The organism is Pelistega suis, from assembly GCF_013133795.1.
In the GTDB taxonomy this organism is placed as follows: Bacteria; Pseudomonadota; Gammaproteobacteria; order Burkholderiales; family Burkholderiaceae_B; genus Taylorella; species Taylorella suis.
The window spans coordinates 178,682-200,504 of record NZ_JABGBN010000001.1 but is presented as its reverse complement, the minus strand read 5'-3'; the positions used below and the strand labels follow the sequence as shown (position 1 = coordinate 200,504).

The 21,823-nt window shown below is 42.3% G+C and carries 21 protein-coding genes; 11 read left to right on the top strand and 10 right to left on the bottom strand.

Annotated features, from left to right (window positions below; genetic code table 11):
* The first annotated feature begins 115 nt into the window (after positions 1-115).
* Genes HKX39_RS01005 through mutY form a run of 3 tightly spaced genes read left to right on the top strand, consistent with a single transcriptional unit; the run spans position 116 to position 2,723 of the window.
* On the top strand, positions 116-781 hold the full coding sequence (locus tag HKX39_RS01005) for a cell division ATP-binding protein FtsE (protein WP_171679452.1): 666 nt from the start codon (positions 116-118) through the stop codon (positions 779-781).
* Positions 781-1,686, top strand: a complete 906-nt coding sequence (locus HKX39_RS01000; protein ID WP_171679451.1) for a cell division protein FtsX — start codon at positions 781-783, stop codon at positions 1,684-1,686. Before HKX39_RS01005 ends, HKX39_RS01000 begins: the two co-directional genes overlap by 1 nt.
* Positions 1,686-2,723 carry an A/G-specific adenine glycosylase gene (gene mutY, locus HKX39_RS00995; RefSeq protein WP_171679450.1) on the top strand — a complete coding sequence of 346 codons (1,038 nt, stop codon included), beginning with the start codon at positions 1,686-1,688 and terminating at the stop codon, positions 2,721-2,723. The genes HKX39_RS01000 and mutY overlap by 1 nt, the downstream gene beginning before the upstream one ends.
* On the opposite strand, the gene rodA is transcribed toward mutY, so the two are convergent.
* The 5 genes from rodA to HKX39_RS00970 form a co-directional block, all read right to left on the bottom strand.
* A complete protein-coding gene (gene rodA, locus HKX39_RS00990; RefSeq protein WP_171679877.1) occupies positions 2,718-3,860 on the bottom strand; it encodes a rod shape-determining protein RodA in 1,143 nt (380 codons plus the stop codon). The two genes, mutY and rodA, sit on opposite strands and share 6 nt — an antisense overlap.
* A gap of 11 nt (positions 3,861-3,871) precedes the next feature.
* On the bottom strand, positions 3,872-5,938 hold the full coding sequence (gene mrdA / locus HKX39_RS00985) for a penicillin-binding protein 2 (RefSeq protein ID WP_171679449.1): 2,067 nt from the start codon (positions 5,936-5,938) through the stop codon (positions 3,872-3,874).
* Between the two features lie 9 nt (positions 5,939-5,947).
* Entirely contained in the window at positions 5,948-6,487 is a 540-nt protein-coding gene (gene mreD, locus HKX39_RS00980) for a rod shape-determining protein MreD (protein WP_171679448.1), read from the bottom strand.
* Positions 6,474-7,358: a rod shape-determining protein MreC gene (mreC, locus tag HKX39_RS00975; RefSeq protein WP_171679447.1), complete on the bottom strand. Its 885-nt coding sequence runs from the start codon at positions 7,356-7,358 to the stop codon at positions 6,474-6,476. The genes mreD and mreC overlap by 14 nt, the downstream gene beginning before the upstream one ends.
* Positions 7,359-7,467: 109 nt before the next feature.
* On the bottom strand, positions 7,468-8,508 hold the full coding sequence (locus HKX39_RS00970) for a rod shape-determining protein (RefSeq protein WP_171679446.1): 1,041 nt from the start codon (positions 8,506-8,508) through the stop codon (positions 7,468-7,470).
* Positions 8,509-8,697: 189 nt separating this feature from the next.
* Here HKX39_RS00970 and gatC point away from each other — a divergent pair, with 189 nt between their 5' ends.
* Genes gatC through xerC form a run of 6 tightly spaced genes read left to right on the top strand, consistent with a single transcriptional unit; the run spans position 8,698 to position 14,580 of the window.
* Positions 8,698-9,006 (top strand): Asp-tRNA(Asn)/Glu-tRNA(Gln) amidotransferase subunit GatC, encoded by a 309-nt coding sequence (gatC, locus tag HKX39_RS00965; protein WP_171679445.1) that lies wholly within the window; start codon positions 8,698-8,700, stop codon positions 9,004-9,006.
* Between the two features lie 5 nt (positions 9,007-9,011).
* Positions 9,012-10,523, top strand: a complete 1,512-nt coding sequence (gene gatA, locus HKX39_RS00960) for an Asp-tRNA(Asn)/Glu-tRNA(Gln) amidotransferase subunit GatA (protein WP_171679444.1) — start codon at positions 9,012-9,014, stop codon at positions 10,521-10,523.
* Positions 10,523-11,977 (top strand): Asp-tRNA(Asn)/Glu-tRNA(Gln) amidotransferase subunit GatB, encoded by a 1,455-nt coding sequence (gene gatB, locus HKX39_RS00955; protein ID WP_171679443.1) that lies wholly within the window; start codon positions 10,523-10,525, stop codon positions 11,975-11,977. Before gatA ends, gatB begins: the two co-directional genes overlap by 1 nt.
* A 4-nt stretch (positions 11,978-11,981) precedes the next feature.
* A complete protein-coding gene (dapF, locus tag HKX39_RS00950; RefSeq protein WP_171679442.1) occupies positions 11,982-12,872 on the top strand; it encodes a diaminopimelate epimerase in 891 nt (296 codons plus the stop codon).
* Positions 12,869-13,600, top strand: a complete 732-nt coding sequence (locus tag HKX39_RS00945; RefSeq protein WP_171679441.1) for a DUF484 family protein — start codon at positions 12,869-12,871, stop codon at positions 13,598-13,600. The genes dapF and HKX39_RS00945 overlap by 4 nt, the downstream gene beginning before the upstream one ends.
* 29 nt (positions 13,601-13,629) lie before the next feature.
* Positions 13,630-14,580: a tyrosine recombinase XerC gene (xerC, locus tag HKX39_RS00940; RefSeq protein WP_246225990.1), complete on the top strand. Its 951-nt coding sequence runs from the start codon at positions 13,630-13,632 to the stop codon at positions 14,578-14,580.
* A gap of 64 nt (positions 14,581-14,644) precedes the next feature.
* Here the strand turns inward: xerC and HKX39_RS00935 are convergent, their stop codons facing one another.
* The 5 genes from HKX39_RS00935 to HKX39_RS00915 form a co-directional block, all read right to left on the bottom strand.
* Positions 14,645-16,915, bottom strand: coding sequence for an autotransporter outer membrane beta-barrel domain-containing protein (locus HKX39_RS00935; protein WP_171679440.1), 2,271 nt, complete (start codon positions 16,913-16,915; stop codon positions 14,645-14,647).
* Between the two features lie 354 nt (positions 16,916-17,269).
* Positions 17,270-18,283 (bottom strand): metal ABC transporter solute-binding protein, Zn/Mn family, encoded by a 1,014-nt coding sequence (locus HKX39_RS00930; RefSeq protein WP_171679439.1) that lies wholly within the window; start codon positions 18,281-18,283, stop codon positions 17,270-17,272.
* Positions 18,283-19,143 (bottom strand): metal ABC transporter permease, encoded by an 861-nt coding sequence (locus tag HKX39_RS00925; RefSeq protein ID WP_171679438.1) that lies wholly within the window; start codon positions 19,141-19,143, stop codon positions 18,283-18,285. The genes HKX39_RS00930 and HKX39_RS00925 overlap by 1 nt, the downstream gene beginning before the upstream one ends.
* Positions 19,144-19,860, bottom strand: coding sequence for a metal ABC transporter ATP-binding protein (locus HKX39_RS00920; RefSeq protein WP_171679437.1), 717 nt, complete (start codon positions 19,858-19,860; stop codon positions 19,144-19,146). It lies immediately after the preceding gene.
* Complete coding sequence (locus tag HKX39_RS00915) at positions 19,861-20,031, bottom strand: hypothetical protein (RefSeq protein ID WP_171679436.1); 171 nt, start codon at positions 20,029-20,031, stop codon at positions 19,861-19,863. It abuts the gene before it with no gap.
* A gap of 100 nt (positions 20,032-20,131) precedes the next feature.
* Here HKX39_RS00915 and HKX39_RS00910 point away from each other — a divergent pair, with 100 nt between their 5' ends.
* Together HKX39_RS00910 and HKX39_RS00905 are read left to right on the top strand one after the other, a co-directional pair.
* A complete protein-coding gene (locus HKX39_RS00910; RefSeq protein ID WP_171679435.1) occupies positions 20,132-20,593 on the top strand; it encodes a Fur family transcriptional regulator in 462 nt (153 codons plus the stop codon).
* 109 nt (positions 20,594-20,702) lie between these two features.
* Positions 20,703-21,818 carry a CobW family GTP-binding protein gene (locus HKX39_RS00905; RefSeq protein WP_171679434.1) on the top strand — a complete coding sequence of 372 codons (1,116 nt, stop codon included), beginning with the start codon at positions 20,703-20,705 and terminating at the stop codon, positions 21,816-21,818.
* Positions 21,819-21,823 lie beyond the last annotated feature (5 nt).

The following is a 21,823-nucleotide window of genomic DNA, read 5'->3' as shown; positions in this document are numbered from 1 at the left end:
TAACATTTATTACTGTTACATTTAAGGGTTTCTGTCGCTAACAGCTTTTAATTCAATGTTAAAATACAGGGAAAGTTATATTCATATAACGACTTTACTGCTTACGACAAAACTTATGATTGAATTCCAGCACGTATTTAAGGCCTACGGTCAAAGTGCCAATATCCTCGCTGATATTAATTTTAAAATTGATAGTGGCGAATTTGTATTTATTTCTGGTCCATCTGGTGCTGGCAAGTCCACGCTACTCAAACTTATTGGTGGTTTAGAAGCACCAAGTAGAGGCTCTATTACCGTCAAAGGGGAGCGTATCGATAAAATCACCGCTCGTGCTATGCCATACTTGCGTCGTTCCGTAGGTATTATTCTACAAGATACCCATCTACTCTATGACCGTAGCGCTTTTGAAAATGTGATGTTACCCCTTGCTGTCATGGGGCTCCCCACGGATGTTGCAGCAGCACGTGCTCGTGCCGCTATTGTTAAAGTAGGTCTAGGTGGCAAAGAAAAACTTAATCCTATTGCTCTCTCAGGTGGCGAACAACAGCGTTTAGCCATTGCTCGTGCGATTGTTAATCGTCCTAGCATCCTGATTGCCGATGAGCCAACTGCCAATCTTGACCAAGAAAATGCACATCTGATTCTCGATGTATTTCGTGATTTTAATCGCGTTGGTGTCACCACTCTGATTGCCTCTCACGATAGACCATTATTGCAAAGCTACTCAAACCGCACACTATTAATTGAGCCAGGGCGCTTTACCGATTTAGGATACCACTAATGAAAACTTGGTTACGTCATCATATTTATGCATTGCGCACTGCATTGCGCCGCCTATTGCTAACACCGTTCTCAACGCTCACCAATATTACGGTTATTGCGTTTGTGTTATCTTTACCTTTAGTCGTAAGTGCGATTATCACTTCACTCGCTCCCGTTGCACAAACCGTATCTGTAAATCCCGTCATTACTCTCTTTATGAAAGACATTGTCTCTTTAGAGAAAACCACCGAACTGGGTGAACAATTAAAAAAGGATTTTGCAGACAGCATTGATACGATTGAAGTAGTCTCCAAACAAGAGGCGCTTGACTCTCTACGTGCTAATAAAGAGTGGCAAGACTCTCTCAGCGTCCTTCCTAATAACCCACTACCCCATAGCCTGATTATTTCTCTAAAAAGTGAAATTACCACCGGCCAAGCGAATGAAATGGCACTTCAATGGGAGACAAATGAAGCCGTTGATTTGGTTCAATTTGATAGTGATTGGTTAAAAAAACTGGAAGGTATTCTATATTTCTTCAAGGTTTTACTAGGTATCTTGGCACTCGGCGTGGCTATTATCGTCATCGCAACGATTTTTAATACTGTCCGTATGCAAGCACTTTTGCAAAGAGATGAAATTGCTGTTGCGCGATTGGTTGGTGCTACGGAGTCTTTTGTGCGTCGCCCTTTCTTATATCTCGGCGCAATAACTGGCTTATGTTCGGGTTTGCTCGCTATTGTTCTAACCATTATTGGCTTAAATATGATGAATGATGCGATTCGTGTTTTATCTGAAAGCTATGGCGAGTCTTTCTCTTTAGCACTGCCAGATACGTTCTGGCTTATCTTAGCTACCCTTATCGTTATGCTTATCGCCGCAATCGCTGCTCGTTGGTCTGTCACCAAACACTCTAAGTTTTAATGACTAGCTTTGTTAAACGCATTCAGGCCTGGCAACAACAGTCAGGCCGCCATCACTTACCTTGGCAAGGTACAACGGATCCCTACAAAGTCTGGCTCTCGGAAATTATGCTCCAGCAGACTCAGGTCAGTACGGTCATTGATTACTATCTTCGTTTTTTAAAAAAATTTCCCTCAGTCACAGCACTGGCCAATACACCCGTAGAGGAAGTTATGCCCTATTGGGCTGGACTAGGCTATTATGCACGAGCACGCAATTTACATAAGTGCGCACAAATAGTCGCGACACAATATAAAGGACTTTTTCCATCACAAGCAAGTGAGCTACAAAAACTCCCCGGTATTGGTGAGTCTACTGCCAACTCTATTGCTGCATTTTGTTTTCATGCCACCACACCTATTATGGATGGCAATGTAAAACGTGTTTTTACACGCTTTTACGGTATTGAAGGATATGGTGCAAAAACAGATAAGCAATTATGGGAGCAAGCTTATAAAAACGTTATGGGTGAGCAACAAATTGGTCAATATAATCAAGGACTCATGGACTTAGGCTCTATGGTCTGCACAAGGAGCAAACCCAAATGCCAAGAATGTCCTTTGCGTCCTGATTGTTATGCCTTTAAATACAGCAAGCAAGCCGTACTGCCAAGTAAAAAGCCCAAGAAAATCATCCCTCAACGAGAAACCATTATGCTAATTATTCGTACACAGCATAAGGTGTTGCTACAAAAAAGACCCGCTCAAGGTATTTGGGGAGGACTACTATCCTTGCCAGAACTCACCAATGAAGCCGAACTCAATACATGGCTAACGGAGCATCCTACGCTACACGCACAAAAAATGGCAAGCTTTGAACATATTTTTTCACATTATCGCTTACTAATTCACCCTGTGCGGATTAGTGCTACAACAACGCTACAAGATAGTGCCCGTCTCGCTATCACCGATACACAATGGTATCCACTAAGCGATATTTCCTCATTGGCTTTACCTAGTCCGGTGATGAAACTACTGAGTACAGACCCAGAATTATGACGAAGGCTTACTCGGGGTATAGTTAGAAATACTCATCAATAAGCCTGCAGCAATGCCTAGCGTTACTAATGCCGTGCCACCATAACTCATAAAAGGTAATGGCACGCCCACAATCGGTAAAATACCCATCACCATCCCCATATTCACAAACACATAGAAAAAGAACATCATACCCAATGCACCAGCTAATAAAGCCCCGAACTGGGTTTTTGCCTTCATCGTAATCACAAAGCAACGCGCTAATAAGAGAGTATAAAGAATTAATAAGAAAATACTGCCGTACAAACCAAACTCCTCTGCAAATACGGCAAAAATAAAGTCAGTTGTTTGCTCTGGAATAAAGTCCAAATGGGTTTGTGTGCCTTGTAGATAACCCTTGCCATAGACACCACCAGAACCAATCGCAATCATCCCTTGAATAGTATGAAATCCCTTACCTAAAGGATCAGAAGTCGGATCCAATAAAGTACATACCCTTGTTTTTTGGTATTCATGTAAGATAACCCAGTCAAAACCCGGTTCACAGAGCATAGGCTCAAAATGAATAACAAGCCCAATAAAAATCAAACCAAAAATAAAAATAGGGGTTAATAACTTAAAAGATAGACCTGCAAAATAAATGACAAAAAAGCCCGTCGCAAATACCAATAAGGCAGTCCCCAAATCAGGCTGCTTAATAATCAAGAAAAAAGGAATGGCGAGTAAAACACCTGCAATGAAGAAGTCTTGTATCCTCAAATCGCTCCTATGCTTATCAAAATACCAAGCTAGCATCATCGGCACACAAAGTTTCATCATCTCAGACGGTTGAATACGCGCAAAACCCACATCTAACCAACGTGTAGCGCCTTTACTCGTATAACCAAATAATAATACCGCCAATAATAGTAAACACCCCAACACGTAGAAAGGAATCACTATCTTCATGATTTTTGATGGCGGAAATAAGGCAACAAACCACATAACACAAAATGCAATCAAGAAATTACGTGCCTGCCCAATAAAACGTCCGTCATAGCCACCGACTGCAGAATGCATGACTAACATCCCAAGACCAGCAAATAGCAATAAGATAATAAATAAAGGCCAATCAATCGCTTTAAAAGCATATACCACAAAGTGCATTATTCTATTCATCACTTTATTCATCATCTAACCTCTTGTAATACGGGAAGAGGATTGGCACTTGTCGAAGATGTATTAGGTACTGGCTCTAGAATATCCGGTGTTGCATCATGGGTACGATCTTCTGGGTTACGAGGTGTCTCTGCGGGTACTTCGGTATCAGGAGAGCTTTCTTCCTGAGGATCTTCACTAGCTTCTTCATAAAAAGGTGGTACATACTCTGGAGCTTCTTGACGTGTAGGTGATAACCAATAATCAAATACCTTACGTGCAATAGGCGCTGCCACTGTCGAACCCCACCCACCATTTTCTACAATGAGTGCGACAGCAATCTTCGGGTTATCTGCTGGTGCAAAACCCATATATAAAGCATGATCATGTAGCGACTTATTTAATGCACGTACATTATAACGCGCCCCTTTCAGACTAAATACTTGTGCCGTCCCAGTCTTGCCAGCAGCAACATAACGAGCTCCTGCAAAAATTTTCTTGGCAGTACCAAACCGATTGACATCAACCATGGCATTTTTAATGACTCGCAAATGCTCTGGTTTGAGTGGAATCACATAATCAGGTTCTTTGACTACTTGCTCTGCCTTACGTGTGACAGGATTTTCTAGCCAATTCACAATATGAGGACGCATATAAACACCATTTGCCGCCAATACAGAAGTGGCTTGTGCTAATTGCATAATCGTCAAAGAGTTATAGCCCTGACCTACCGCAACAGAAATTGTTTCACCAGCATGCCAAACCTGTTTTTTAGGGTCTTTGTATGCTTGACGCTTCCACTCTCGCGAAGGCAAGATACCTCTTTTTTCTCCCGGTAAATCAACGCCTGTACGCTTACCGAAACCAAACTGCTGGGCAAAATCATGTAGATTATCGACCCCCATGATTGGACCCAAACTAAAGAAATAGGTATCAGAAGACACTACAATGGCACGATGCATACTGGTTGGTCCATAGACGGCACGCCCTGCATTATGAAAGCGTTGCCCCCCATACTCAAAATACCCCGGATCAGGGATTCTCGTCTCAGCATCACGGATACCCAGAGATAATGCCGCTAGAGCGACAAAGGGCTTATAGGTAGATCCAATAGGAAAGGTACCAGAAATCGGACGATCCAATAATGGTGCATCCTCATCATCCGATAAGCGACGCCAATTTTCTACGTCAATACCGTCAATAAATAGATTGGGATCAAATGACGGTGCTGACACATAGGCTAATACCTCACCCGTTGTTGGCTCAATCGCGACTAATGCACCTCTCTGGGGATTGCGCGGGTTATTAAATAGGCCTTCCGCCATCTTTTGCAACCCCATATCAATGGATAAACGCAAATTATCGCCCGGAATAGGATCTGTTTTTTTCAGTACACGAACAGGGCGACCCGACGCAGAAATTTCCACCTCTTCCCAACCTGTTTTGCCATGTAAAATTTCTTCGTAACTCGCTTCGATACCTTTTTTACCAATGACATCGGTACCACGATAATTACCCTCACGACCTTCTTTTTCAAGAAGTTCTTTATCCTTTTCTGAAATACGGCCTACATACCCAATTAAATGCGCAGCAGATTCTCCCTGAGGATATTCTCGCACCCAACGTGCTTTTAAACTGACGCCAGGAAATCGATAGGAATGTGCTGCAAAAGTGGCCGCTTCATCATCGGTGATATTATGTCTTAACATCACCGAACTAAAGCGATGCGCCCCAGATAGACGACGTTTAAAACGACGTACGTCTAAATCACTCACAGGAATAATTTCTCGCAACTGCGCAATGACTTCATCTGTATTTTTAACATGTGCTGGGGCAATCTCAATCGTATAATCACGATAACTGCGTGCCAATACCAAACCATTACGATCAACGACTTCACCTCGTCTCGGTGGTATAGGAATAAGAGAAATACGATTGCGCTCGGCGCGTTCTGACAAGCCGTCATAACGCTCAACCTGCAACACCCATAAACGATAAATAAGAATACTAAAGCAAAATAGGATAAATAAACTACCGACAATAATTCGAGTAATTAATCGTTTACGTTGTAGCCCTGATTTCTGACCGAACTCAAACATTGCTACCCTCTAATCAAGTTTATTTTCATCTACTGGCGTATGAGAGAAAAACTTAAATAAAATATCAGCGACAAACCATAGGAATGCAGTAATAAGCCCAGACCACAACCAGCCCCAACCTGACCACACACCTGCTAACCATGCTTCAAAAATACGTCCGGGAATCGCCGCAAATACAAAGACAGGTAGCATAGACGTAAAGTGTGCAAATACGGAAAACTGAATAATATGATGCCGCATCGCCATAACAGCATAAATGACCAACACGTAATATAGGGCATGTCGACCTAAAATATTCGTATCATGCACATCCATCAGAATCCCTAGTACAAGTGCCGCTACTAGTCCTACGCCTTTGGCGCTATGGGCACACCAAAACGCCAACACCACCAGTAATATATCTGGCGACCCTGGCCAATTACGCCAAGGCAATAAAGAAGCAACAAACACCAGAAAAATGCTTATCCATACAAACGGCGTAGAAGGTTGAAAAACCTCATCACCAGCATCCAAAGGCTGCAATGAGCGAATAGATTTATTTCTGCTCATTTTCTTTCTCCGATAGTGTATCGCCCTGTGGATGTATTACCTCTGTCAGCAATACAAGAAAATGCAAATAACGCTCTGGATGAGCAGATGGTTCAACAACGGCACTCACAAAGCCTTGTGCTGAATTATTTTCTATTTTACTCACTCTTCCGATAGCAAGACCAGCAGGATATACGCCTCCGATACCACTTGTAACCAATTGATCCCCTTCTTGAATATCAGCACCCAATGCTAAGTAACGCACTTCGACACGACTGGGTCGACCACTACCATAGACGACAACGCGTAAGCCATTACGCAAAACAATGGCTGGGATGGTAATCCGCTCATCCGTAATAAGCGAAGCCTCTGACGTGGATGAGGTAACGCGTTGAATTTGCCCTACAATCCCCCCCTCTCCAATCAAGGGCATACCCGGCGCAATACCGTCTTTTGCACCTTTAGTAAGCACAAGAGTTTGATGTAAAGGATTGGCCGCTGTATATAAAATTTCTACAGCCACCGAGGGAATAATCACGGAGTTTTTAATCCCCAATAAACGACGTAACTGCGCATTTTCAGCAGCCATTTGTGAGGCTTGCACATTTAATTGTGTTAAACCAATTCGTTGTCGTTGCGCTTCTTCTGTCTGAGTTTTTGCCAACTCAACAGCATTTGACCAATTAGAAATTTGAACCACAACATTTCGTGGCCAAAGAGCGGCTTTCTGGAGAGGAGTGATAACGGTTGCAGCAACTCGACGCACAGGTACAAGCCAATTCGTTTGAGAGTCAACGACCATCAAAACGATACATAGCACCACAAAAAAAATAAGTGTTGCACTAGAGGCTTGTCCTCTTTTAAATAAACGTAAGGATTGCTCTTGCTGCATCGAGTATCCTAAATACAATGTCGGGCAAAAGTTGCCCGACCGATTGATGATATGCCAAAGGAAAGGCGATAAAGCATTTGCACTATCGCCTCTGTTAAGTCAGAACAGATTATTCGTTAATGAATACAGGTCCTAATAATTCTAAATGCTCTAATGCCTCACCACATCCACGTACAACACATGTTAGCGGATCTTCAGCGACCATCACAGGCAAGCCTGTCTCTTCTTGTAAAAGACGATCTAAGTCACGTAATAAAGCACCGCCACCCGTTAAAGCAATACCTTTTTCAGTAATGTCCGCACCTAATTCTGGCGGTGCTTGCTCTAAGGCAATCTTAACGGCAGAAACAATCTGATTGAGTGGGTCAGTTAATGATTCAAGAATTTCATTGGATGTAACGGTAAAGCTACGAGGCACACCCTCTGTCAGGTTACGGCCCTTAACTTCTAGTTCTCGCACTTCCGCACCCGGGAAAGCAGAACCAATTTCTTTCTTAATATACTCAGCAGTTTGATCACCAATAAGCATACCGCGATGACGACGGATATAGTTGACAATCGCTTCATCAAATTTATCGCCACCCACACGTACAGAGCCTTTGTACACCATACCGCCTAAAGAGATAATAGCAACCTCTGTTGTACCGCCACCGATATCCACGACCATTGAACCACTCGGATCAGATACATTAAGACCAGCACCAATTGCCGCCGCCATAGGCTCTTCAATAAGATGAACTTGGCTTGCACCCGCACCCAGTGCTGCCTCACGAATCGCACGACGCTCTACTTGTGTAGAACCACAAGGTACACATACGATAATACGAGGACTGGGTGAAAAAAAACTACGTGGATTAACAATACGGATAAACTGCTTAATCATCTGCTCTGTCACGGAGAAGTCCGCAATCACACCGTCTTTCATCGGACGAATAGCATCAATATTGCCAGGCACACGTCCTAACATCTGTTTTGCGGCATGACCCACTGCTTGAATCACTTTACGACCTTGACCACCGTCATGGCGAATAGCCACAACTGAAGGCTCATCAAGAACAATACCCTTGCCACGAACATAGATAAGGGTGTTAGCTGTACCGAGGTCAATCGCCATATCGGTAGATAAATAATTTCTCAAAAATCCGAACATTTTTTACCATCTAGGAGGTGAAGTAAGCAAAAAGAGTTTTTTATTAAGGGGTTATGAATTGGATAACTCTTAATATTAACTTATAATGAAACATATCTGGCAAGTTTAGCATTTTTAGCGCATTGATATATGCCCTTTTAATGTAACTTTCCTTTTTTTACAATTACTCGTTTTTTTTCTTACACTCTTATGTCTCTTACTCCCGCTGATGTCAGCCGTATCGCTCGCCTTGCTCGCCTAGAGCTCAATGAGCAAGAACAAGCAACTGCACTAAATGAGCTCAATAGTATGCTTGGCCTTATTGAGCAACTGCAATCTGTGGATACTAGTGGTGTACAACCTTTAGCCCACCCTCTCTCAGTACACGAAGAAATTAGCCTGCGTTTACGCGAAGACGTCGTGACAGAAACACCTTCTGAGCAAACCCGTGCGTCACTCATGTCTAACACCCCTGCTGAATCTGAAGGGCTTTTCTTAGTTCCTAAGGTTATTGAATAATTATCATGTCATTTAACACTATTCACGAAGTACGCTCCGCACTAGATAGCAAACAAGTTAGTGCCGTTGAGCTCGCCCAAGAGGCTTTAAACAAAGCAGAAAAACTTTCTCGTCTGAATGCATTCTTACATATCGATTCTGAGTTAACACTCGCTCAAGCACGTATGGCGGACGAGACAATCGCCAAGGGTCAACAGGGGCCTCTAACAGGTCTACCTATTGCCCACAAAGATGTTTTTGTCACCAAAGGCTGGCGTACTACGGCTGCCAGCAAAATGTTGGCCAATTACACAAGTCCTTTCGATGCGACTGTGGTTGAACGCTTAGCCCACGCTGGTTGCGTTAATATCGGCAAGCTCAATTGCGATGAATATGCCATGGGTTCTGGTAATGAAAACTCAGCTTTTGGAGCTTGTTTAAACCCATGGGATGAGCAAGCTGTCCCTGGGGGATCTTCAGGGGGTTCAGCAGCAGCCGTCGCTGCAGGTATCGTACTAGCCACTACCGGCACAGATACTGGCGGCTCTGTTCGTCAACCTGCGGCCCTATGCGGTGTATCAGGCATCAAACCAACCTATGGTACAGTCTCTCGTTTTGGTATGATTGCCTTTGCTTCAAGTCTAGATCAAGCAGGTCCTCTAGCTCGTAACGCCCGAGACTTGGTTGAATTATTAGATATTATGAGTGGTTTTGATGAAAAAGACTCCACAAGCGTGATGAGTTGTGATGGCATCAATAATGCTCAGGGACGTGTTAAACAGGCTTTTAACGCAGAAACAGCAAAATTCCAAGCTAATGGTAGTACGCCCCTCAAAGGCTTACGTATTGGTGTGCCTCAAGAATATTTTGCCGATGGCATCAGCACAGAAGTTAAAAATGCCGTCGAACAAGCTATCGCTCAATTCGTTGCTCTCGGTGCTGAGCGCGTTGATATTTCACTACCTCGCACAGCCTTAGCTATTCCTGCATACTATGTTATCGCTCCAGCAGAAGCATCTAGCAATCTTTCTCGTTATGACGGTGTCCGCTATGGCCATCGTAGTAAAGAATATGTTGGATTAGAACAAATGATGAGCCGTTCTCGTGCTGAAGGCTTTGGTCCTGAGGTGCAACGTCGTATTATGATTGGTACTTATGTGCTCTCTCAAGGCTACTACGATGCCTATTATCTACAGGCTCAACGTATTCGACGTATGATTGCCAATGATTTCCAAGACGCGCTTAACCATCAATGCGACGTCATTATGGGACCCGTGACACCAACCGTTGCAAAAAACATCGGTGATAATCAAGGGGATGTTACCGCCGACTGGTTAGCGGACATCTATACCTTAGGTGTAAGCCTTGCTGGTTTACCTGCGATGTCTATCCCATGTGGCTTTGGTGGTGCACAAGGCAATCGTCCTATTGGCCTACAAGTTATTGGCAATTACTTCAAGGAAGGGCAATTATTAGCTCTGGGTGACTGCTTCCAACAACATACAGATTGGCATAAACGCCAAGCAGAGGTGAAATAATGAGTTGGGAAATCGTTATTGGTCTAGAGACTCACGTACAACTCTCGACAAAATCAAAAATTTTCTCAGGCAGTAGCACCGCCTTTGGTGCCGCGCCTAATACACAAGCTAATCTTGTTGATATGGCGTTACCGGGTAGCTTACCCGTAATGAACCGTGAGGCAGTAGCAAAGGCTATTTCTTTTGGCTTAGCTATTGGTGCCGAAGTGGCTCCTTTGTCAATTTTTGCCCGTAAACACTATTTCTATCCTGATAATCCAAAGAACTACCAAACCAGTCAATATGAGTTACCTGTAGTCGTAGGTGGCAAATTAAGTTTCTTTGTGGGTGAAGAAGAAAAAACGATTAATCTGACTCGTGCCCACTTAGAAGAAGATGCAGGTAAATCTTTACACGAAGACTATACTGGTCCATTAGGTGAACTATCATCAGGCATAGACTTAAATCGTGCTGGTACACCACTCTTAGAAATTGTGAGCGAACCAGAAATCCGTTCTGCTGCTGAAGCAGTTGCCTATGCACGTGCCCTGCATGGCTTAGTCGTATGGTTAGGCATTTGCGACGGTAATATGCAAGAAGGCTCTTTCCGTATTGATGCCAATGTATCAGTCCGTCCTAAAGGTAGTGATAAATTTGGTACCCGCACTGAAATCAAAAACGTTAACTCATTCCGTTTCTTAGAGCGTGCTATTTTATTCGAAGCTCGTCGTCAAATAGAGCTTATTGAAGACGGCGGTGAAGTCGTTCAAGAAACTCGTCTTTATGATGAAACTAAAGATGAAACTCGTAGTATGCGTAGCAAAGAAGACGCTCACGATTATCGCTACTTCCCTTGTCCAGATTTACCACCATTGGTGATTTCTGCTGATTGGAAGGCTAAAGTTCAGAACGACATGCCTGAACTACCTGCTGCACGCCGTGAACGTTATGAAAACGACTTTGCACTCCCTGCTTATCATGCAGCTCAACTAACCTTAAATCGCCCAACGTCCGACTATTTTGAACAAGTCGTCGAAGCAGCAGGCAAAGAAAATGCCAAAACAGCAGCTAATTGGGTTATGGGCGAAGTCATGGCGAATCTCAACCGTGATGAGTTAGAAATTACGCAAGCGCCGGTTAATCCTGCTCAGTTAGCGAAACTGTTCACTCGCATTAACGATAATACCATCTCAAATAAAATTGCACGTGATGTATTCCAAGCCATGTGGGCTGGCGAAAATGGTGCGGATGTTGATGCCATTATTGAGGCAAAAGGGCTCAAACAAATTAGTGATACTGGAGCGATTAGCAAGATGATTGATGATGTTCTTGTTGCCAATCCTGCGATTGTCGACGAATACCGCTCTGGCAAAGAAAAAGCCTTTAACTCACTCGTTGGTCAAGTGATGAAAGCGGCTAAAGGAAAGGCTAATCCAGCTCAAGTTAATGAGCTATTAAAACAAAAGTTGAGCTAATGTAATGAAATGGCGTTTTAGTAAAATGCATGGCGTTGGCAATGATTTTGTTGTCCTTGATGGAGTTCGTCAGTCTATTCAGATGACACCAGAAAGAGCGCGAGCTATTGCACACCGTCAATTTGGCATTGGTGCAGATCAAATTCTATTAGTCGAGGAGCCTACCCACCCCGAGGCTCATTTCCGCTACCGTATTTTTAACTCGGATGGCAGTGAAGTCGAGCATTGTGGTAATGGTGCTCGTTGCTTTGTGCGTTTTGTCCATGAGCAAAAGCTTTCTGGACGCAATCCATTAAAAGCAGAGATAGCCACGGGTCTTATCACGCTCAATGAACGTGAAGATCAAACAGTTACTGTAGAAATGGGGCAAACACGTTTTGCTCCTGCAGACATCGCCTTTGATACAGAGGGGCTCGCATCTAGCACAATGGGCAATGATACCTTATGGAAACTCCCCCTCAATAATGGAGATACCGTAGACTTATCTATTGTCGGTATATCTAATCCACATGCCGTGCAAACCGTTGAGGATGTGACAACCGCTCCCGTTGCCGAACAAGGTCCTTTAATTGAGTCAAATCCTCGCTTTAAAAACCGTGTTAATGCTGGTTTTATGCAAGTACTCAACAAAAACGAAATCAATCTACGTGTCTATGAACGCGGTGCTGGCGAAACCCTCGCATGCGGGACAGGTGCTTGTGCAGCTGCTGTCGCAGGTATTCGTCGTGGCCTCCTTGAAAGTCCTGTACTTGTACATACACGAGGTGGCGACTTACGTATCAGCTATGACGGTCAGTCCATTGAAATGACTGGACCAGCCACTACAGTTTTCGAGGGAGAAATCAATATTGATGCCCTTGTTAACGCTATTCCAAAACAGGTATTAAACCCATGACAGATTTAGCATTAAACCCTCAGCAAGTTGCTGATTTTTTAAAAAACAATCCTGAATTCCTCAACGAACATGCTGAGGTTTTTGCAGAATTACATGTTCCTAATCCTGATGGCCCCGGCACATTATCTTTGTTGGAGCGTCAAGTCAATCTATTACGCGAGCGTCTTTCTCATGCTCATTCAAATCTTAATGAGTTGGGCTATATCGCTCACGAAAACCAAGGTATTAGCGATACGATTACCGATTGGTGTGCGGGTCTTTTAGCGCAGAAAGAAGAAGAGCTTATTCCTGCCGCTATCGTGACAGGCCTACAAGATGCCTTCCCTGACCTCGAAGTAGAATTACTGCTATGGGGCTTAGAAAACCTTGAAGATTATCAATTAGAAGACAATCAAGAGGTTCAAGACTATATCCAAACTCTTGTTGCTCCTTATACTGGCAAACAGATTCACCCAGGTATTGCTGCCTGGCTAAGTGAACCTGCGGGTTCAATTGCTATTGCACCCATTTATGTCAATGATGCTGCCATTGGCGCCTTGATTTTTGCCAGTCAAGATAGCGAGCATTTTTTCGAGGGCATGGGCGTCACATTCTTAGAAACTCTCAGTTATCTAGCAAGCGCTGCCATTTCTCGATTAGCACCATCAATGATGGATGATTCAATACCAGAGGATGAAAATGACGACAATATTGCCGAAGATGACTATCCGGAACTTGAGCCAGCCTAACGAATAAATCGTCTCAGCTAAACCTCATGATGGATACTATGCATCCAGAAATACAACAATGGTTAGCGTTTTTACGTGCTGAAAAACGTTACTCTAACCATACATTAAGTGCCTATCAGCGCGATATGGCACAGTTAATCTCGCTTTATCCAGACAGCAAGCTTGCCAACATCACCAACCCACAAATTCGTTCGGCGGTGGCTAGACTTCACTCTCAAGATTACAGTCCTCGCTCTCTCTCGCGCCTGCTGTCAACTTGGCGAAGTTTTTATAAATGGTTCTGTATTCGCGAGCAACTAGCGATTAATCCAACATTAGATGTTAAAACACCCAAAGTACCTCGCTCTTTGCCTAAGGCACTTTCTGCTGATCAGACAAAAACACTTCTTGATACAGGTCTTAATCTAACCGACAATAGTGCCATTGCTGCTCGCGACCAAGCTATTTTTGAGCTGTTTTACTCTAGTGGTTTACGATTATCTGAACTGGTGAATGTGGATATTCAATTTCATCGTGTCGATAAATATGAATCTCAAGGTTGGTTGAATCTAGCAGAACGAGAAATTACGGTGATTGGTAAAGGCAAAAAAACTCGCTTACTACCATTAGGTGAAAAAGCCATTCAAGCCATTGAGTTTTGGCTAAGTAAACGTCACCTACTCCTAAAGCCCTCAACACCTGTTGAAGATGAATATGCTCTATTTCTCGGTGAGCGCGGCGCTCGCATTAGTCCTCGCGTGATTCAACTGCAACTAAAAAAATTAGGGATTAAAAGCAATATTCCCGCGAATATTCATCCCCATGTATTGCGACATAGTTTTGCGAGTCACATCTTGCAATCTTCTCAAGACTTACGGGCCGTACAAGAGCTACTAGGTCATGCCAATATTGCCACTACCCAGATTTATACTAAGCTTGATTTTCAACACTTAGCACAGGTGTATGATCAAGCTCACCCAAGAGCAAAAAAGAAAAAATAAATCCTTTGCCTATAAAGAGAATATAAGCAAAGGATTTGTTTACGTCTTCATCGACTCATGTACATCAGAATCGTGCGGTGAATGATAGCATAACACCTTTGCTACTATTCCCCATAATAGAGCGTCCATAATAAGAGTTAACTTGAATCACTTTCATTGGCGATACTTTGTACTCCATACCAATACTGATATAAGGTCTTGATTTCTTTAGTTTTGGCGTATACTTCCATTCTCCAATATATTGCTCACGCGCAACAAAACTAGGGGCTTTATGTTGAATACTTTGCTCAACTTCTGTCGTCATCCGTAAACTTAACTTATCCGATACAGGAACAGATACTTTTAAACCCGCAACCAATGCTGTATCTTTCATCTTCAACTTACCATAAGATACAGGGAAAGCCACATCTTTCTCTACATAAGCTTTCCGATTAACCATCGTATGACGAACGCCACCATACAACTCAATACTGCCCTGATTGTTCAACTGAATTTGACGTCCCAAAATAGCACTTGCACCAAACCCTTTTAATGAGCTATTCCCCGTTGCCACTTCGGTTAACCCTAAAGTATCACGACGAATATCTATACTATAATGGTTCATTGAAATACTAGGTCTAAACGACCAACCGTTAGACTGCCACTGAGCATACAAACCAACCCCTAAACTATTACCTGTTCGATAAGTTCTTGGCAACGAGCCCCTCATCCCATAATCCAACACAATTCCGGCAGAAAAATTAGGGGAAAATCCACGTGCTATACTAAAACCGACATGAGGCTGGTGAAGCTTACCTGTACTCGTTAATCCTGTATATACAGAAAAACAACTTTCCCCAACTTGACTAACCAAACACCCCTGTTGTAACCTTTTAAGGTCGTCTATATGCATTTGTAGTACACGCATACCATCCTCACCTTGTTTTGTAAAAGACTTTCTCGTCAAATTAACATCAATCAAGGTAACTTTTGGTGGATTCACTGTATCATGAACCGGCGGTTCAACTGGCTTTTCCTCTGCTACAGGAACATCTTTCGGGTTATCCTCTCCTGGAGAAGATGGTTGATCTGCAGGCGGAACTTGCTCTGTAGGTGGTGGAGCCTGCTCTTTTGGATAAGTCACTTTCCATAATACTGGGTGCTGACTCTCCGCACCTAAATTATAGCGTACCCCACTCAATACAGTGCCATCAGCATTCATACCAGTGACTCTAAAGGCTGTCAAGTAATCGGGGGAATCTATCAGACGAAAATATTTGTCAAAATTCTGTCCATACCAGATTTCTGGAAAGCGCCCAGCTGAAGAGGAAAAGTCAAAGAATGAAGTGGCGTTCACAACAGCAATACGACCATCTGCGCTTAAAAAACTCACTTGTGCATCTCGAATGTCTTCAGGACTCTCTGGTGTACTCTGTAAGAATTTTGATAGTTTCCAATCATCACCATACCAGACTGTAGGTCTTTGCACCCTACTAGTCATGCCAAACGGAGTCTCTTGACTAACTACAGTATATCCCCCAACAACCTTGCCATCATAGCTTAAGGTATTGGCCTCAGAACTTATGCCCGCATTAGTTAAATGCACTGATTGCTCATAATTTTCACCCACTTGCAAAACGGCTGTATTGTTTAAAGTGTCATGTCTCCAACTTCCCGCCAAAACACGACCATCGCCACTAATAGCCATCGCATTAAAATTATTATCTAAGGCAATTTTGTTTAAAACACCCTGTTGAAAATCAGCGCTCACCAGATGTTTCTCATGTATATTCTGCAACCAATTGCGATATGATAGTAAAATTTTACTGCCATCGTGATTGATGTCTTCTACCTCTATTAACAAATTATTTTGATTATAAGGAACAGCTAATGTATCAGGTAATGACCATTTATATTTTTTAGTAAAGCTATTTTGAGATGGCTCGTAAACGGTTAAAGACAAATCGTTAGCGATATCCTCTACAGGATCATAATCATTAGTTATCGTTACGATGCGTTGCCCATCACCGCTCAACGCAAAAGACTTCCCTGAGAAACTATCCAAATAATCTTTAAAAAGAATTTCCTCGCCACGGTTTACATCTCTTAGAAAAAACGTTCTAAGCTGTTTCGGACTACTCCAACCTTCTGTATTTTCAACAATTAAATATCTACCTGACTCCTTAGATAAGGAAAGTCCCGCTGGATAATATGGTGAGTAGACAAGAGGCACATCTACCGAATGAACTGTTGGTCTTTCAGCATCCCCTACATCCAAGAATGTCTGTGCAAAACTACTGCCACTCGCTAATACTAACGCACTTATCAATATGCCTGACTTATGAAAAAACATCATAATACTCACCCGCTCCGCTTCATTAACAACTTAATAATTATTCTCTACAATATTTTTAGTCTACGCACGAATAAGAAACTTCACCAATAAATTAACAGTGTCGTTTGTTTAAAGCGTATACTCTTTAAATGAGAAAAAATGACTTCACTATAAAAATGAATCATCTTAACAATGTAATCCGTAGAAGACGAAATTTTACTAAAAAATTGATATATATCAATAAAATAGCAGATGATTCTACAGTTATGTCATCAAAAAAGCATAGGTTTTGTATCAAAACAACATAATAAGTGAGCCTACAGTCAATTGACCATAGGCTCACCACACACTTCAACCTATAGAAAAATGCCTATCCTACTTCAACGAATCCAAAATAGTTTTGGCATTGGTCTGCATCATGCCGAGATAACTATTCGCCGGAGCATCTTTAGACAATGCATCGGTATAAAGTGTGCCACCTACTTTCGTTTTACTCTCACGTGCAATTTGCTCTACAACTTTTGGATTCTTTGTATTTTCCAAGAAAACAGCAGGTACTTTTAATTCACGAATCGCTTTCACCACAATAGCGATATCTTTTGCTGATGGCTCAGCATTATCTGCAAAACCTAAAGGAGTTAATACTTTTAGGCCATAAGCATCTGCAAAATAACCTAATGCTTCATGCGACGTCACGAGATAACGTTTATTTGCAGCTAAAGTAGCAAACTGCTCTTTAAATTGCTTATCCAAGGTTTGCATTTTCTCTTTGTAAGCAGCACCATTCTTAGCAAAAATATCCGCATGATCAGCGTCAAGTTCACTTAATGTTTTGACAATATTATCGACATAAATCTGAGCATTAGTCAGACTTTGCCATGCATGTGGATCAAACTCACCATGCTGATGTCCTGCATGTGTCTCATGATTGTGCTTATCATCATGCTTGTGGTCATGATGTTTATGATCATGGTCGTGTTTATGACCTTTTTTATGGTCATGTTTATGATTATGATGTTTATGGTTCTCTTCACCAAGAATTTCTTCATTAAAAGCACGTGTTTTGACACCATCTGACAATGCCACCACTTTCCCTTGGAAATTTGCTGCCTTTGCCAATTGTTCTGCCCAACCATCTAACTCTAAACCATTAGTAAACAATACTTTAATTTCTTTGTTATCTGAAAATGCTTTTACATCACTTGGCTTAAATTCATAATGATGAACATCAGCGTCTGCACCAACGAGACTCACGACTTCAGCATGCTCGCCCACAACATTTTTGACCATATCTTCTAAAATAGAAAAACTGGTCGCTACTTTTAATCCATGTGCTTGAGCAGCCACACTCATTCCTAAACTTAGGCCTAAAGCAACTAATAATTTCATTATTCCTTCCTTTTTGTAATAAGTTGACGAAAAAGACCGCCTTGTGATCCAAAACACAATGCAAAAATATAGAGGACACCTGCGGTTAAGATAATACAGGCAGAGGCAGGCAAATCGACTTGGAAAGAAATCACCATACCTAGATAAGCACTCACCATACCGAGAACAACCGCTATCACTAATTGTTGAATTAAGGTTTTTCCCAAAAATTTAGCGGCAATAGCCGGTAATAACATCATACCCACCACCATTAATGTGCCTAAAACTTGGAAACCCGCTAATAGATTCGTCACCAGCAATAAAAGAAAAACCACATGTGTTAAATGTCCGCCACCACCCTCTGCTTTTAAAAAAACAGGATCTAAGCAATCCAAGATTAAAGGTCGATAAATAATTGCCAATACAATGACCGATAAACTGCTCATTACCATAATCGTGAGCAAATTAAAGTTGTCGAGCGTTAGCACTGAACCAAATAATACATGCACTAAATCCATATTTGTCCCTCGGATAGAGACAAGAATGACACCTAATCCTAAAGAAATCAGGTACAAAGCCGCAAAGCTAGACTCTTCTTTCAGACTGGTTAAGCGAGCAATAACACCCGCCAATACAGCGACTAAAATGCCAGTCAGAAAACCACCTATCAGCATGGCTCCCATCGACATACCCGCCATTAAAAATCCTAGTGCAACACCAGGCAATATGGCATGTGACATAGAATCCGCAACAAGACTCATGCGGCGAAGTACCAAAAAAACACCCACTGCGCTGGCCGATAAAGCTAAGAACAATGCGCCGAAAAGCCCCCTCGCCATAAAACTAAACTCAACAAAAGGAGCTATAAAAATGTCATACATTTAAAACCCCTTTAATGCTAACCGTCGAGCACGCTGTAAATTATCCTCGGTGAGCACATCCGCTGTTTTGCCCCAGGCAATTTGTTCACATGCGAGCAACAACGTATCAGGAAATATACGAGCAACTAAATCGGCATCATGAAGAACGGCAATAACCGTCCGTCCCTTCTGGTGCCATCCCTGAATTAAAGTGATTAAATCTTCACATGTGTCTTCATCAATCGCCGCAAACGGCTCATCCAATAAAAACACCTCAGGATCTCGAACAATAAGACGGGCAAATAAAGCACGCTGCAATTGCCCTCCCGATAGCGTACCAATTAATTGATTCGCCTGATGCTGTAAGCCTACTTGTTCTAATGCTCGCTGAATGGCTTCTTGTTCTTTTTTGTTATAGGATTTAAAAGGTCCTAATCGTCGCCATGCACCTAACGCCACCAAATCATAAACCGTAATTGGAAAACTTTTATCAATCTCACTCAGTTGAGGTAGCAGACTCATCTGGGCTCGTAGTGAGACATCAATCTCCACATACCCTCGAACAGGTTTTAAAAAACCAATAATCGTCTTAATCAATGTCGACTTACCTGCACCATTAGGTCCAAGAATGGCCGTCATTGATCCCCGAGGGAAATAACCGTTAATATTTTTAAGAATAAAGTCAGCAGAAGACTCCCTCTGCCCAACTGTCACATCCGTCAAACGGATAGCACACATTTACCACCAACCTAGAAATACAGCGACCAGCAGCCACATAAAAGTTAATAGCAATAGCAAAGGAGCTAAACGTACCCAAGCGGAATCCGTAAGCACACTTTGCGTCTGCTCATGCACAATTTGTGTTATCTCTGTCCCTGCAAAAGAATCTGCATAGGGGGTTGTTTTCATTGTAGAATTCATAAATCGCTAGTCAGGTATAGTCTCTATTTTGTTATATTATAACAGATGTTATAATATAACAAAACTAATTTTTATCACTGGATATACTATGGGTCACGACCATTCTCTTTCTGTTGAAAAAAGCATTGCTGAAGCCACTGCCCTCTGTGAGTTACGAGGAAAGCGTCTGACACCCATTCGTGCACAAGTACTCGAACTCATGCTAAGCAATCGACGCAGCCTAAAAGCTTACGAGTTACTAGAGCAAATGCAAGCCATCCATCCAAGTTCAAAACCCTCCACCGTTTATCGTGCCTTAGAATTTTTAGAGGAAGAAGGATTTATCCACCGCCTTGATGCCATTAATGGCTGGACGGCTTGTCAGCACATTCAATGTGACCATAGCCACCATGACTTACTCGCTGTTTGCACGGTTTGTGGTGCTGTCCAAGAAATTAGTGCACCCCATATTAATAAAGAATTACACACACTCCTTGCGCAAGTCGGTTTTAATCAAAACTCCCCTCAGACAGAAATCCGAGCCACATGTGCCAACTGTCAAAAAAAATAAAATTTATAAAATACTCTTGTTTTTTCCAAAATTAACCTCATTTAACAGCGAAATTTTTATTTTTATGATGTAATGCTTGCGTAGCACAAAACGATTACTAGGAAAAAACATGGCAACAAAAATGGTTCCCGTTACTGTACTCACTGGTTTCTTAGGTGCAGGTAAAACCACTTTACTCAAACGTATCCTTACCGAATATCATGGTCGCCGTATTGCCGTCATTGAGAATGAATTTGGGCCCGAAAGCATTGACAACGAGCTATTAGTTCAAGACTCAGAAGAGGAAATTGTCGAGCTAAACAATGGTTGTGTATGTTGCACCGTGCGTGGTGATTTACAACGCACTTTGCTTGACTTAAAAGCACGCCGTGAAAAGGGTGAATTAACTTTCGAACGCGTTATTATTGAGACAACGGGTGTTGCCAATCCTGGCCCTGTTTGCCAAACATTTTTTATTGATGAAGACGTCGCTAGCTACTATATGCTAGACGCTGTCATCACCATCGTTGACGCTAAGCATGGTATGGAAACATTAACCACCCAACCAGAAGCACAACAACAAGTAGGGTTTGCTGATCGCATCCTGGTTTCAAAACTTGATTTGGTTAGTGATCATGAATACCAAGCACTACGTCAACGACTGATTAAGATGAATCCGCGCGCTAAAATTACGCCCGTTAACTTTGGTGAAGTCGATTTAAAAGAAATTATTGATATCACAGGATTTAATCTCAACTCTGTTTTAGAGATTGACCCTGCTTTCTTAAAGGCAGATGATCATCATCACCACCATCATCATAATCATGAATGCGATGAACATTGTCATGGCGAACATCACCATCATCACGAGTGTAACGAACATTGCCACGACGGTCATCATCATGATCACGAATGTGATGAGCACTGCCATCATCACGCCCACCATGATGACGAGATTGGTGCTTTCTTATTTACCTCAGAACGCCCATTTGACCCAGTGAAGTTAGATGAGTTTCTGGGAGGACTTGTACAAGTTTATGGTCCAGATTTGTACCGCTATAAAGGTATTCTCTATATTAAAGGCGCTCCTGTCCGTTACTTATTACAAGGCGTGCATATGATTTTAGGCACCAATCCGGGCAAGCCTTGGTCAAGCAAAGAGAAAAAACAAAACAAAATTGTCTTTATTGGTCGTAAACTTCCACAAGAAATTTTCCAACAAGGACTAACGCAGTGCCTCGCTTAAGGTGA

Coding starts and splice junctions, on each gene's coding strand:
- HKX39_RS00910 (WP_171679435.1), top strand. CDS start 20,132: ATGGGTCACGACCATTCTCTTTCTGTTGAAAAAAGCATTGCTGAAGCC.
- mutY (WP_171679450.1), top strand. CDS start 1,686: ATGACTAGCTTTGTTAAACGCATTCAGGCCTGGCAACAACAGTCAGGC.
- HKX39_RS00945 (WP_171679441.1), top strand. CDS start 12,869: ATGACAGATTTAGCATTAAACCCTCAGCAAGTTGCTGATTTTTTAAAA.
- gatC (WP_171679445.1), top strand. CDS start 8,698: ATGTCTCTTACTCCCGCTGATGTCAGCCGTATCGCTCGCCTTGCTCGC.
- rodA (WP_171679877.1), bottom strand. CDS start 3,860: ATGAATAGAATAATGCACTTTGTGGTATATGCTTTTAAAGCGATTGAT.
- gatB (WP_171679443.1), top strand. CDS start 10,523: ATGAGTTGGGAAATCGTTATTGGTCTAGAGACTCACGTACAACTCTCG.
- HKX39_RS01000 (WP_171679451.1), top strand. CDS start 781: ATGAAAACTTGGTTACGTCATCATATTTATGCATTGCGCACTGCATTG.
- mrdA (WP_171679449.1), bottom strand. CDS start 5,938: ATGTTTGAGTTCGGTCAGAAATCAGGGCTACAACGTAAACGATTAATT.
- gatA (WP_171679444.1), top strand. CDS start 9,012: ATGTCATTTAACACTATTCACGAAGTACGCTCCGCACTAGATAGCAAA.
- mreD (WP_171679448.1), bottom strand. CDS start 6,487: ATGAGCAGAAATAAATCTATTCGCTCATTGCAGCCTTTGGATGCTGGT.
- HKX39_RS00915 (WP_171679436.1), bottom strand. CDS start 20,031: ATGAAAACAACCCCCTATGCAGATTCTTTTGCAGGGACAGAGATAACA.
- mreC (WP_171679447.1), bottom strand. CDS start 7,358: ATGCAGCAAGAGCAATCCTTACGTTTATTTAAAAGAGGACAAGCCTCT.
- HKX39_RS00930 (WP_171679439.1), bottom strand. CDS start 18,283: ATGAAATTATTAGTTGCTTTAGGCCTAAGTTTAGGAATGAGTGTGGCT.
- HKX39_RS01005 (WP_171679452.1), top strand. CDS start 116: ATGATTGAATTCCAGCACGTATTTAAGGCCTACGGTCAAAGTGCCAAT.
- HKX39_RS00970 (WP_171679446.1), bottom strand. CDS start 8,508: ATGTTCGGATTTTTGAGAAATTATTTATCTACCGATATGGCGATTGAC.
- HKX39_RS00905 (WP_171679434.1), top strand. CDS start 20,703: ATGGCAACAAAAATGGTTCCCGTTACTGTACTCACTGGTTTCTTAGGT.
- HKX39_RS00935 (WP_171679440.1), bottom strand. CDS start 16,915: ATGATGTTTTTTCATAAGTCAGGCATATTGATAAGTGCGTTAGTATTA.
- dapF (WP_171679442.1), top strand. CDS start 11,982: ATGAAATGGCGTTTTAGTAAAATGCATGGCGTTGGCAATGATTTTGTT.
- xerC (WP_246225990.1), top strand. CDS start 13,630: ATGGATACTATGCATCCAGAAATACAACAATGGTTAGCGTTTTTACGT.
- HKX39_RS00925 (WP_171679438.1), bottom strand. CDS start 19,143: ATGTATGACATTTTTATAGCTCCTTTTGTTGAGTTTAGTTTTATGGCG.
- HKX39_RS00920 (WP_171679437.1), bottom strand. CDS start 19,860: ATGTGTGCTATCCGTTTGACGGATGTGACAGTTGGGCAGAGGGAGTCT.